Source organism: Bizionia myxarmorum (assembly GCF_008086205.1).
In the GTDB taxonomy this organism is placed as follows: Bacteria; Bacteroidota; Bacteroidia; order Flavobacteriales; family Flavobacteriaceae; genus Algorimicrobium; species Algorimicrobium myxarmorum.
Window position 1 is genome coordinate 1 of record NZ_VSKK01000001.1, and the last position, 13,153, is coordinate 13,153.

A 13,153-nucleotide genomic window follows, 5' to 3' on the forward strand; every position below is an offset into this window, starting at 1 on the left:
AAAGAGAGGGGATTTTCAATGTTGACGAGATCAAAGTCTCTGCGTATATAATAACCTTACTCCTCTCTTTTGTGCTTTCTTATTTATAGACCTTAATTTAGTGTTTTTATTAAAACGCTAACTTAAGCCGTATATAAAAAATAGCGCGAGTTGTTGCTAACACAAAGGTTCGGGCATTTTTGGGAAGTCGCCAAATTTTTAAATTTGACAAATTCCCAAAAATAAAATAATTAGTAAAATTTAAAAATTTGGCTTGTGTTTCATCCGAAAATTATCGCTTATTTTCAGCGCTACTTTTCATATACAAGACCGTTACCTGCCATTGAAAAACCACTCAAACGCAAGCAACACGGAATCGAAACGCTTCGGATTTTTCTCAATTATTAAACTGACTTTAAGCTGATTACACTCTGCCGATTTATCACTCGAACGTACAAAACAAACCTAATTTTAGCCAATTTGCCCATTCTACTCTGCCGAAAATCATTAAAGCGGAATTTATAAACTTCACGAAAAACCAAACATAAAAAATTACTCTTTCGGTTTTCTCACTGAAACGGAATTGATAAAAGTTTGCGGATTAAAACTACCGATTTCACTCAAATGCGAAAAAATAGAATGCGGAATTTAGCCAGATCCTTTGAAAACAAAAAAACAACAGCAGGTAACAACGTGTATAAAAAATGCTTACTTTAGTGCTTAATCAAAAGAAAGTGCGTGTTTGGTTCTTCCGATTTTCCTTCGGAAAATCCTCGAGCACAAACCCGCACATTTCATACACAAGGACGTTGTATGCAATTAAAAAAAACTCATCTATGACAAGAAACCTACTTCTGATTTTAACAATTCTGACTTTCATATCGTGTGGAAATAAATCGAATGAAACTATTTATAAAACCAAATCTGGCGAATATGCTTCAAAAACAGGAAATTTTATAGCTGCCTTTCCATTTGAACCAAACTACACTGCAATTGACAATCAAATGGGACTCGATAAATTCCAAATACATTTATACCGTTCGGCTTTAAATCAAAATAAAATATTCTCGATAGAATACTACGATTATCCTGAATATCTATCTAAATCTATGACTGACGAACAACTTTATTTACAAGGAGTTACTAATTTCTCAAATAAAATGGCTGAATCGTTTAAATTAGAGTTTCAAGAAGCTATAGAGCAACACGGACTGAAAGGACAATATTTCGTTTTAAACCTTAAAAAGAACGCTTTAGATAAAGGGATTAAAGGTCATATTCAAGGAAAAATATTTAGAAAAGGAAACCGAATTTATACAATTACTTATGTTGGGCAAGATGACAAAAACGTGGATTCTTTTATGAAATCATTTCGTCTGATAAAATAACTGCATACAACACTGTGTATAAAAAATGCGTAGTTTAGTTCTAAATCAAAAGGAAAGTGCGTGTTTGCTTTCATCCGATTTTCGTTCCGAAAATCCGCTGACACAAACACGCACTTTTCATACACAAAACCGTTGGCAACCATTGTGACCCGTCCTGAATAAAGGCTACATAATTAAATAAAATCCAATAGAATTATCAAGCAAATTATAAGATACACATGTATTCACGTAAATTATTTTGGCTGGTTTACTATTTCGAATTTTTTAGAATTTTAAAATAGATAAATTGAAAAACTACTTTTATCATAGTCTTATTTTAGAAATTTGTAATTTTAATTCATCTTATTAGATCAGGTTAATTATTATTAAAAATGAACAAACCTAATTCAGAAATCATAAGTGAAATCGTCCAAGAATTAGATTCTGGTTGCGATTGTTACCTCAATAGTAAAACTCACGAAATTATAGCCATTCCAAATTTCGGTAACTTTCCTGATGAAGTAGAGTTTCAAGAACTATTTAAAGAGGATTTAATGAAGGTTGCAGAGCAAGCTTCAACTTGCATTAAGATAGAAGTTTTAAAAAGCTATGAATCATTTAAAATTATGGAACGATTTACACATAAGCTGCCTAATTCACAATTTAAGATTAAATTTGAAACAATTTTACTAAATAAAAAGCCATTCCAAAATTTTAAGTTGACTGTTGAAACTTCAGAATATAGAAAACTATGGTTTGATTTTAAACGTCAAGAAATGGAAGAAATGATATATCAAAAATTAGCATAAAATTGATTGATGACTAAAATTAATTTCATGTAAATGCATGGGTAAACATACTCAATAAAACTAATATTTAGATTTTTACAGATACGAACACAGAAATTACTTAAAATTTGTATCACACGCATTTAAAATAATTCGACACTTCTTTGAGATTTGCACTCAAAAATAGCCATATTCGACGGCATCTTTTGTCAAAATCAACGGTGAGAATTTATTTTATTTTTTTGTGATAATTTTTTATCACAAAATTATCACATAAAAAATCACAAAAATTATTCTTTGATTTTTGAAACAACCGGAAACTTAAAATCCTTCATTCCTTTCATATTAACAAACAAATTTAGATTCATATCACTCAATAAAAACCGTTCTACCTCTATTAGATTGAATGTTTTTTTATCCTCTGTAGACGAACTATGAAAAGAATAATATGTGAAATACTCCTCATCCATTACACGATATATATCAAACAACACCTTATCAAACTCCTTCACTAATTCTTTTGGCATGTGACCCTCAATCCTTTTTAAGGTTTTGATGTATTTATCAAGATCAACAGCGCTTTCCGTCTTATCTCTATTTATTTTTTTTGAGTAAATCCATATCATCAATTGCATAAACTCCTTTGAAAAAAGAAACGAATTGATTTCTTCTTTCACGTGTTCTGCATGGCAATAGTCTCCATTGTGAACGCGCTCCAGCAAATCTCTAACATAAGCGGACGTTGTTATGTTTTTCTCCTGTGCTTTATTCTCAATAATGCCCTTTAATTTATTGGACAACCTAAAGTTAATTGAGGGGTCATTATTCTTAATGGTTTGTTTTTTAGCCATGCTTGTAGATTTGGGGTTTTATGATTTCATATTAAATACAGTTCTTAAAAGAACGTCTGTTGCTTCTTCTTCAGTGACCAGTATCTTCTTTTCTTTTTTGAGCTGCTGTGGTTTCTCGTCTTCTTCTTTGATGTTTGATTTAGTTTGAGTAATACTCGGAAATTCACCAGATGGATTCATCAAATCTTTAAAGGTTTTAAAATCCTTTTTATTTAATACAATCTCATTGGTTTTTTTATCAATTTGGGTAATACCTACAAAGTTTTCTTGAACATAGGTCCAATGCTCTATAATTGCTTTTTGTTGCAACTGAAATGATAAATAGGTTTCTTGCTTTAGACTTTCTATATCCTTTTGGACATTCTCAAACATCCAAATAGATATTCGTTTTATGAAATCTAATTGCGTGATATACTTATTCAATATAAATTCGAATTGCTTCGCATCTAAATCACTTTGTAATTCAAGAAGCTTGAATGTATTTAAATCCAAACACTCCTTTTTAACCATGATATAATGGCTTGACTGTTCATTATTCAGCAGTGCATTTGAACCATCTGGTTTGATGAGCACCACTTTATCGAATAGATTGTCATACTCCTTGTCATTCCACTTTTCTTTATCAAATTGATTCCAAATACGTCTTGGCATATAGAAAACCATTGGCACATATAAACGTTTGGTCATAGCTTCGTATATCTGATTGAATGTTTCTTTCATTATATTTCTATTTGGAATTATAACATGTGTGAATAATCTTCTGGCAATTCAGCATCTATATCTCGCAAGTATTTTTCTAGTGCTGACATAGACGTATGTCCTGTAATAAGCATTAATTTACTTTTAGCTTCAAAGGGTGAGGATTCTTTTACCAAATGTCTGTATAATTTAGTGATATACGTGTGTCTAAAACTATATAGACCATAATCACTACTTAATCCAAAATGGTCTTTTACAACGCGTTTAAATCGCTTGGAATAATAGTTCCGCTTATTCTCCAAATCGGTATCCCACTCCGCTCCTATGGCGTCTGGCGTAAACAGTGAATCTCTTTTCTTTAATTTAGAAAGGTCGGGTAATTCCTTTATTAGTAGATCAGGAATTATCTTGGTTTTCATCGGACTGTTTTTCGCCTGAAACTTAATCGTTTTATTTTTTAAGTCGATGTCCCCTACTTTAAGTCGGCAGACTTCTATAGGTCTTAAAAAATTATAGGAAATAAATTTAATGAACAATAACAGGTTGGTATCTTCCTTTTCCAAATACTCAAAGATTTCTTCCTGCTTATCTTGGGTATAGGTTTTATTACGTTTGGGTATGGCTTTTAATACAGGGATTTGTTTAATGATATTAGTCTGTATAATATCATTATCAAACAAAACTTGCATGATACTTCCTAAATCTGTTCTGAAATTATTTCTATTTCTTGGACTGGTTCTTTCTAACGTATCACTTAAAAATCCTGAAACTACTTTTTTGTCAATTTCATGGATTCCTTCAATTTTAGGATGCGTTTCTTCTACCCATTTGATAAAGTTCTTTAATCTGTTTTCGAAACTGCGTCTGGTAGTGTCGTTTATTAGCTTCTCTTTCTGTTTTAAACCAAAAGCGAACGCTTCTTGATAAGGCATGCTGGAAACTTCAACTGGAGCTGTATTTTCCCTTTCAACTACTTTCGTCTTTAAGGTAATTGGTTCTTGTTTGGCTTTTGAAGAAGCTGTCTTTATATTTTCGTTCAGACTTGAATAAACGGCTTTATTATCTGAATAGGGACTGTATCCTTTCTTAAGGAGTTTAATTAATGCCTTTCTATAGGTGACTAAAACGGAAAGTCTATCTTCTTTGGTTTTATATTTATTGGCATTAGCGTATACGGGCGTTTGCCTTTTAAGCTTCCCAGAGTTTGGGTCTCGATAAGAAAAGTAGATGTACCAACGCTTCGTTAAATCGCCATTGGCTGAATAAATTTTGGGGGCGGAAAAGTTTTTTTTCAAATGTAAATCGTATTCACTTTCGTATTCATTTTGCAATTCGCCTGCAAGATAATCAAAAATTGTATGCATAAAAAAACGGTTTGACGAAAGCCAAACCGCTGTTTTTAGTACGATTCAAATTTAGTAGCGGGAACTGGACTCGAACCAGTGACCTTCGGGTTATGAGCCCGACGAGCTACCTACTGCTCTATCCCGCGATATAATTTCCTTGTGGTTATTTAGCTCTTAACAAATCGCTTCATAATGGCGACTTAACCGTTTCGGACTGCAAATATACAATGCTTTTTAGATATAACAATAATATTTTAAATAAATTTATTGATCTATATTTTCAGCTCTAAAACTAACTACATTTTGGTCTTCAAATGTTACCGAAATTTGGATGGGGTTACAACATACTTCACAATCCTCAATATATTCTTGTTCAGACTGTGAGCTATCTAAAAGCATTGAAATAGTTTCCCAACAATGCGGACATAGAAATTCGTGTTCTTCCATAAATTTAAGGTACAAAAAAAGAGGTCATTTAAAACATAACCTCTTTGAAAAATAATTTTAATAGTAGATTTTAGTCATTATCTGTAATAACAGATCCTGAATTTAAATCTAGCATATTAGGGTTATTACCATTAATAACGCTAATGTAGTCTTGGTTCAATTTGTTGTCGCTCACCATAAATGTTTTTAATTTGGGGAAATAAGATAATTCAAATGGCACATCTCCTGTCAATTCATTACTCGATAAAACCAATTCTTCTAATTGGGTTAAAGCCATAATTTCAACTGGAATCTCACCACTTATCTTATTGTCGATTAAACTTAATTTCACTAATTTATTCAGACCACTAAATTCTGTAGGTATTTGGCCTGATAAGTTGTTACTGCCTAGTTCTAATATACGTAAGTTTGATAAATTGCTTAAAGATGAAGGAATCTGACCTTCCAACATATTCATGGACAGGTTTAAAGTTTCTAAATTTTTCAAGTTTCCTAATGAAGAAGGAATTGTTCCATTTATTTTATTCAATCCGAAGTTTAAATGCTGTAAGTAAGCCAATTCTCCCAATTCTTGAGGAAGAGATCCTTGTAAGTTGTTAAATTCTAAACTTAACCCAACTACTTGATTGTTTTTAACCGTTACGCCATACCAGTTTTGTATTGGTGCGTTTAAATCCCAAGTGTTTGTCCATTGTGCCCCGTTAGTAGCATTGTATAGAGCAATAAGTGCTTGTTTTTCGCCAGTTGTAACGTTTGCAACAGACATGGCTGTTACAAATAAGCAAAGGATGGTTAGTTTAATAGCTTTCATAATTGGTGATTTTAGAATAAATCTACAACAATATTAAGGAGAAAATAGATTAAAAACAAAATAATTCGACGAAATGCTTATTTCATTAACATATCGAAATAAAAAAATAAAATTTAATCTAGAGCTTCCAATGATTCTTGTACTTGTTCCCAGTCCTTCATCAACACTTCTAATTTATCTTTTTTACCTTGGTAGCTATCAAAAAACTGCGGATTAGAAACTGCTTTATCATAATTAGTCGCTAATTCCACATCAATTTCTTTAATGCCCTTTTCTAACTGCTGGATTTTAGATTCAATATTGCTTAACTTATTATTTAAGGATTTGAATTTCTTCTGATATTCATAACTCTCTTTATTACTTTCTTTTGGTGCTAACTTTTCAACATCGCGCTTTTCAACTTCACGCAAGTTTTCTACATTACGCTGTTGTAAATAGAAATCAATGTTCCCGAGGTATTCTTTTATTTTATGATCTTTAAACTCATAAACGGTATCTGTTAAATCTTGAAGAAAATCTCTATCATGAGAAACCAGAATTAAAGTACCTTCAAATTTTTTCAACGCATCTTTTAAAACGTTTTTCGATTTTATATCCAAGTGGTTTGTAGGCTCATCCATTACCAAAACATTAAAAGGCTGAAGCAATAATTTGGCTAAGGCCAAACGGTTTCTTTCACCTCCTGATAATACCCGCACATACTTGTCTACTTCATCACCGCGGAATAAAAACGATCCTAAAATATCACGAACCCGACTTCTATTTTTTTCATTTGCAGCATCTATCATAATATCTAGAACGGTTTTGTTTCCATCTAAATACTCTGCTTGATTTTGTGCGAAATATCCAATCTGCACATTATGACCGAGTTTTAATTCTCCTTCATGTTTTAATTCACCCACAATAATTTTAGCCAAAGTGGATTTCCCTTGACCATTCTGACCAACAAATGCCGTTTTAATATCGCGTGCTATATGCAAGTCAATATCTTTTAAAACGGTTAAATCGCCATAGCGCTTCGTGATATTTGTAGCTTCTACAACTACTCTACCAGGAACTATTGATACCGGGAATTTAAGTGTCATAACGCTATTATCGTCTTCATCCACTTCAATGCGGTCCATTCTGTCCAACTTCTTGATTAAAGATTGAGCCATGGTAGCTTTGGAAGCTTTGGCACGAAACTTTTCAATGAGTTTTTCGGTTTGTTCAATTTCTTTTTGTTGATTTTTCTGCGTTGCTAACTGCTGTTCCTTTATTTCCTTACGCAATACCAAGAATTGAGAATAGGGTTTATTATAATCGTAAATACGACCCAAGGAAATTTCAACAGTTCGGTTGGTTACATTATCCAAAAACATTTTATCATGCGAAACTATCACCACAGCACCTGAATAGTTCGTTAAAAAACCTTCTAACCAGATTATAGATTCTATATCCAAGTGGTTGGTTGGCTCATCAAGAAGCAACAAATCGTTGTTTTGTAATAATAGTTTTGCCAATTCTATACGCATACGCCATCCACCGGAAAATGTATCAGTAAGTTTATTAAAATCTTCGCGCCTAAAACCTAAACCTTGGAGAATCTTCTCTGTTTCACCTTGATAATTATAACCGCCTAAAATTTCATATTGGTGTTGCATATCATTTACATCCACCATTAATTGATGGTACACATCACTTTCGTAATCGGTACGTTCAACAAGTTGGGTGTTAATATGCTCTAACTTTGCTTCAACTTCCTTAATCTCTTTAAAAGCTTCATAGGATTCTTCCAGAACGGTTCGACCCAAAACAAAATCAATATCTTGTTTTAAAAACCCAATACGTAGATTTTTATCAGCTGCCAACTGTCCGGAATCTGCCTCCATTTCCTTTGCTAAAATTTTTAGCATGGTCGATTTTCCTGCGCCATTTTTTCCGATGAGTCCAATACGGTCACCAGCGGTAATTTTAAAGGTAATTTCTTCAAAGAGATAATCACCTTGAAAGGACACTGAAAGATTATGGATATTGAGCATTATGTTACAATTATTACTGAACTATGTTAAAATAAATGGCTAATTTTGCATTTCTTACAAAGTGCAAAAATAAACTAATAAATATGATAAAAAAAGGAACGAAGCTTTATAGTATTTTTACAGGAGCATGCCCTAAATGTCATCAAGCATCCATGTACGTAAATAAAAACCCGTATGTACTAAAAGACATACAAAAAATGCACGAAAACTGTAAGCATTGTGGTTTTAAATTTCATATTGAACCAGCCTTCTTTTATGGTTCCATGTATGTAAGCTATGGCGTTGGAATTGCTTTTGCCATGGCGGCGTTTATAATTAGTTACAATTTTATAGGAACCGGATTAATAACGGCATTTATAGCTATTGTTGTTACCCTAATCGGTTTTTCGCCTATTATAATGCGTATTTCTCGAAATATTTGGATTAATATGTTTGTGGATTACGACAAAGAAAAAGCTAAATAATAAATCTATTTATTGAAATTTCAGGATTCATATTTTGCTTATTTTCAATGAAATTAAAAAGTTCTTGTGCCACATAAGGTGCAATCATAACACCGCGAGTTCCTAAACCGTTTAATACGTGTAAATTATTATAGGTTGCATGCGTTCCTACTAGAGGTCTTCTATTATTTACGGTTGGCCTTATACCAGCAAAGTGACTCACCACCTCAAACGGACATTTAAGAAATGTTTTCAATTTTGAAACCAATTCTACTTTTGCTAATTCAGTTGGTATGTTTGTTTTATCCGTCCAATTATAAGTTGCTCCCACATAATATTCATCATTCCCATTAGGCATGATGAACACGGATGATTTAACGGCGAAATCAATTTTCAAACTGGGTGCTTTTATAGTGATAACTTCGCCTTTCGTTCCATTTAATGGTAAATGCTTAAAGAATGGATTTTTCAATAAGCCGAAACCTTCACAGAAAACTAGCTGTTTTGCTTCATGATCTTTATAATGAAGTTTAGTTCCTTCTAATGCTAAATCATCATATTGAAACGAATCACTTATTAATTTTGAATTTTTTTCTAGATACTTTTTATAGGCTGAAATTAAAAGATCCGTATCCACGCGACCTCCTTCCAGCACTTCTCCATATCCAAAAGGCGCATCAATATGCGGATTTGAATTTGAAACTATTTTAGTGGACATGTATTTTTCTAACTTCGGATTATCAGAAGCTGTAAACCAGGTATTCTGTTCTTCTATAGAAGCAAAACGCCTGTAGATTTTTAACTTATGATCAATTTTAACCTCAAGTAATTCTTCCAATTCTTTATATACTGGCAAAGCTAGAATCAATTGCTCATCTGCCATCCAGACCTCTGTAAAACGTTTTAGAATTACCGGATTATACATACCGGCCGCCACGATGGACGATTGTTGAGAACCATCATCAAAAACCAAAAACGTTTTATTAGCTTTTCGTAATTGCTCACAAAATGCAATTCCTGCCAAACCGAGCCCTACAATAAAATAATCTACTTTCATAAGCGCAAAGGTACTATGCTTTTTAAATTAATAGCCGGTTTAAACAAAAAACGCTCACTTAAAAAAGTGAGCGTTTATAATTGTATTAATAAGCTTTATTAGTAAGCCCACATATCTAATTCAAAGTTTCTAATTTGCTCCTTGATTCTATCAGATTCTAATAATTGCATCAGCGCATTTTCCGCAACGTATTCTGAAACCTTACGGTCACCATATACATTTTCCTCTTTGTAAATATAGCCGTTAAAACGTCTAGAGTTTAACAAATGATCAAACGAAAATGGTACAGCACTATTTTCATTATTGAAAGCTTTTGCCTCATGCAAGAATTTTCTAGCATCTGGATAAAAGATCCAGAATAATGGAATCGGCTCTTTATTTGCCATGTCATCAGAATCAATAAAGTTAACATCTGGTGCTGCTGGTGCAATACCAATTAAACGATATTTCAATTCACCTTGACGCTTGTCAAAATACCAAAGACCTTTAATTAGATAAGCACTTACATCATAAGATGTAATATCACGCTTAACAACATACTCTGGGTCTACATAACCATCAGCATTATACTGCTCATAACCAATATCCAAAGTATCTACTTTACTCATACTTGCACGTAAATCTTTAATGGTGCGTTCAGCTGTAAAATACGAATCATCATAAACGGTTTCTAAATTGCCGTTCTTAATATTCTTCCAAATAACATCAAATAAAGAACGTCTTTCTTTTCCAATGTTGTTCGTATCCACAGGATAGTAAAACGGAAAATTAACACGCTCATCAAGAACAACGCGTTCCCATGTCATTTTAGAATACAGAATGTCTCTATCATCCACATAACCATACTCCAATGGCTTATCATTATCCACTGCTTTTTGCGCTTCTGTACGCACACCAATTTCACTTGGCGTTTTTGCACTTAACAAGTTTGCTTGTGCAAAGGTAGCAGTCATAAAAGACATACCTAAAACGGTTAATAAAAAACTTTTATAATTCATCGGTTCTAATTTTAATTATTAGGGCTTAACATGAAATGGTAAATCCTATATTAATTTGATAATTCAACAATTACTGGCGATACACCTTTTAATTTGTAAGATGTGTTTCCTTTAATTTGAGCTGAAATATCGAAAATTGATATTTGATCGCCACGTCTTGCTTTACGCAATGCGTTTTTAGCTTGTTCGTTTAATTTTGTTCCGCTAACATTTACGGAAGGTTGTCCAGGTACTTTCACTTTAAATGAAGTTACTTGGATTGGTAATTCAAAATCGAAATCGTCTAACAATGCACCAATAGTTGAAATTTCAACACTGTTACGTGGTAATTTTACAATACCAGTTTGACCACTTACAGATCCTGTTGGTTTTGGAATATCCTTAATTCTAAACGTAGCTTTATCATTTACTTTAGAACCATCTGGTAATGTTCCAGAAACATTAATAGTTACTTCTCTACCAGAACCTGGATTCATAGTATATTTTCCAGTTCCAGAACCTTTACTTAATCCTGCAGCGTTAGCTGATACATTATTATCAGATACACCAGCAAAAGAAATAGTCATTGGGTTTGAAACACCACGATACACTACATTCATTTTATCAGCTGAAATAGTTGCTGAGTTTGGTTTTGGTACAACTGCGTAAGTTGATTTAACTGGAATAGATATAATTGAATCACCTTCCTTAAATTGGAATTCACCTACAATTTCTCTTTCACCTACAGCACCTGCAGGGAAATCTAAAATAGTTTTACCCGCTTGCATAGAAGACTTATCCAATTCTTGTCCGTTGATAATTACTTTATCAGCTTGTAAGGTATTATCCTTTTTACCTAAAATAATGGTACCTGTAAAGTTTTCTCCCGAAAAGAAAGCCGTTTTACTTGGTACAACAATCGCGTCAAAGTTCGTTAAAGATGCTTCAACTTTTAACTTCCCAGCTAACATAGATGATAAAACTTCAGATTGTGTTGTTTTAACGTCTGCTTGCAATTGCGTCATTTTAGTTAAAGATGCTACCAATGGAAAATCTTTGTAATGGTAGCTAATCCAATCCACTTTATTACCATCTCTATTTGTAACAACTTCTGTGGCAAACTTATCCTTTACGTCTTCAGCAATACCTTTCATATCAGGATTCTCGCTTAATACAGCAACCACACCATCTCTATAGGTATTGATTTGATTTAAGAACTCTTGACCTTCTGGTTTTAACTTATCACCTTTAAACCAATGATTGTTTAAAAAGTCGGCTTTATCCATAACTTCGTAATCATTCGCATCATCAACCGTTCCGGTCATTTGATTTTTCAAATCAGCTAAATAAGAATTTAAATTATTGGATAATACACTTATTTGATCTGCTTGCGCTTTTAACGGTTGGTATTTTGCTGGTTGTTCGCTAACTTTTTCAGCTAAACCAGTCATAAATGCATCGTTTCTTTCTGTTGTTGCTTGGTTTGAAACGACTAATTTTTCATTCATTAAGCCGAATGCTGAAAGCACTTCTTTTGACATATTCAATGCTAACATTGCAATGAAGATTAAATACATCAAGTTAATCATTTTCTGCCTTGCAGATAATTTTCCTCCTGCCATTTCTAATTGAGTTTTGTGTTAATTAGTTATAATTTATACTTCTAAACTTAATTAGTTTTTATTCATTGCAGATAACATACCACCGTAAACGCCGTTTAAAGAAGATAAATTAGAGGCTAATGCTTGCATTTGCTCTTTTAATTTCTGTGCATTTTCAACAGACTCTTCGTTAATGGTGGCCTGACGGTTTACACTTTCTAATTGTACTTTATATAAGCTATTTAAAGATTCCATTTGTGCAGCTGCTAAAGATAACTCTTCACCATACTTTCTAGTTGCAGCCATAGAGTCTACTGTAGGAGCAATTCCTTTTGCAGCACCTTCAAAGTTTTTTATACTGTTTCCTAAAGAAGCCATTAACTCACCGTCAATTTTTGCTTCTTTTAATAAATTATCTAATTTTTGAGACAACAATCCTTGAGCTTCTAAAGGTTGTTCTTTCTTTTTAGTAGTAGTCATACCACCAGCTAATTCTGGATATACTAATGCCCAGTCTAAATCATTATCTACTGGTTCGAAAGCAGAAAGCGCGAAAATTATTGCCTCTGTAACAAGACCGATAGTTAACATCACGTTACCTGTTAATGGACCTATTTCAAAGTGAATAATTTTGAATAATGCTCCAATAATTACAACAGATGCTCCTAACCCGTAAGCCATTGCCATAAATTTCTTGAATCCTCTTGATTGTGCCATAATTTTTAATTTTTAGTTTAGTTTAATAATTAGTTTAGTTTAAATTGGT

Annotated in this window: 13 protein-coding genes and 1 tRNA gene; 3 read left to right on the forward strand and 11 right to left on the reverse strand. The window is 32.8% G+C overall.

Features of this window, described 5'->3' with window-relative positions:
- The first annotated feature begins 815 nt into the window (after positions 1-815).
- Positions 816-1,367 (forward strand): hypothetical protein, encoded by a 552-nt coding sequence (locus tag ES674_RS00005; RefSeq protein ID WP_148401938.1) that lies wholly within the window; start codon positions 816-818, stop codon positions 1,365-1,367.
- Between the two features lie 371 nt (positions 1,368-1,738).
- On the forward strand, positions 1,739-2,155 hold the full coding sequence (locus ES674_RS00010; protein ID WP_148401939.1) for a UPF0158 family protein: 417 nt from the start codon (positions 1,739-1,741) through the stop codon (positions 2,153-2,155).
- 269 nt (positions 2,156-2,424) lie between these two features.
- On the opposite strand, the gene ES674_RS00015 is transcribed toward ES674_RS00010, so the two are convergent.
- The 7 genes from ES674_RS00015 to ES674_RS00045 form a co-directional block, all read right to left on the reverse strand.
- On the reverse strand, positions 2,425-2,985 hold the full coding sequence (locus tag ES674_RS00015) for a hypothetical protein (RefSeq protein ID WP_148401940.1): 561 nt from the start codon (positions 2,983-2,985) through the stop codon (positions 2,425-2,427).
- A gap of 18 nt (positions 2,986-3,003) precedes the next feature.
- Positions 3,004-3,705 carry a hypothetical protein gene (locus tag ES674_RS00020; RefSeq protein WP_148401941.1) on the reverse strand — a complete coding sequence of 234 codons (702 nt, stop codon included), beginning with the start codon at positions 3,703-3,705 and terminating at the stop codon, positions 3,004-3,006.
- 17 nt (positions 3,706-3,722) lie between these two features.
- Complete coding sequence (locus tag ES674_RS00025; protein WP_148401942.1) at positions 3,723-5,048, reverse strand: tyrosine-type recombinase/integrase; 1,326 nt, start codon at positions 5,046-5,048, stop codon at positions 3,723-3,725.
- A 55-nt stretch (positions 5,049-5,103) separates the two neighbouring features.
- Positions 5,104-5,176 (reverse strand) — tRNA-Met (locus ES674_RS00030).
- A 118-nt stretch (positions 5,177-5,294) separates the two neighbouring features.
- A complete protein-coding gene (locus ES674_RS00035; protein WP_148401943.1) occupies positions 5,295-5,477 on the reverse strand; it encodes a CPXCG motif-containing cysteine-rich protein in 183 nt (60 codons plus the stop codon).
- Between the two features lie 70 nt (positions 5,478-5,547).
- Positions 5,548-6,288, reverse strand: coding sequence for a Two component regulator three Y domain protein (locus tag ES674_RS00040; protein WP_148401944.1), 741 nt, complete (start codon positions 6,286-6,288; stop codon positions 5,548-5,550).
- Positions 6,289-6,401: 113 nt separating this feature from the next.
- On the reverse strand, positions 6,402-8,309 hold the full coding sequence (locus ES674_RS00045) for an ABC-F family ATP-binding cassette domain-containing protein (protein ID WP_148401945.1): 1,908 nt from the start codon (positions 8,307-8,309) through the stop codon (positions 6,402-6,404).
- Between the two features lie 83 nt (positions 8,310-8,392).
- Here ES674_RS00045 and ES674_RS00050 point away from each other — a divergent pair, with 83 nt between their 5' ends.
- Positions 8,393-8,773, forward strand: a complete 381-nt coding sequence (locus ES674_RS00050) for a DUF983 domain-containing protein (protein WP_148401946.1) — start codon at positions 8,393-8,395, stop codon at positions 8,771-8,773.
- On the opposite strand, the gene ES674_RS00055 is transcribed toward ES674_RS00050, so the two are convergent.
- From ES674_RS00055 to porL, 4 genes are all read right to left on the reverse strand, one after another.
- Positions 8,766-9,809 (reverse strand): NAD(P)/FAD-dependent oxidoreductase, encoded by a 1,044-nt coding sequence (locus ES674_RS00055; protein ID WP_148401947.1) that lies wholly within the window; start codon positions 9,807-9,809, stop codon positions 8,766-8,768. The genes ES674_RS00050 and ES674_RS00055 overlap by 8 nt on opposite strands.
- A gap of 98 nt (positions 9,810-9,907) precedes the next feature.
- On the reverse strand, positions 9,908-10,807 hold the full coding sequence (gene porN, locus ES674_RS00060; protein ID WP_148401948.1) for a type IX secretion system ring subunit PorN/GldN: 900 nt from the start codon (positions 10,805-10,807) through the stop codon (positions 9,908-9,910).
- Positions 10,808-10,857: 50 nt separating this feature from the next.
- On the reverse strand, positions 10,858-12,408 hold the full coding sequence (gene porM, locus ES674_RS00065) for a type IX secretion system motor protein PorM/GldM (RefSeq protein ID WP_148401949.1): 1,551 nt from the start codon (positions 12,406-12,408) through the stop codon (positions 10,858-10,860).
- A 51-nt stretch (positions 12,409-12,459) separates the two neighbouring features.
- Entirely contained in the window at positions 12,460-13,104 is a 645-nt protein-coding gene (gene porL, locus ES674_RS00070) for a type IX secretion system motor protein PorL/GldL (protein ID WP_170233929.1), read from the reverse strand.
- Positions 13,105-13,153: the final 49 nt, after the last annotated feature.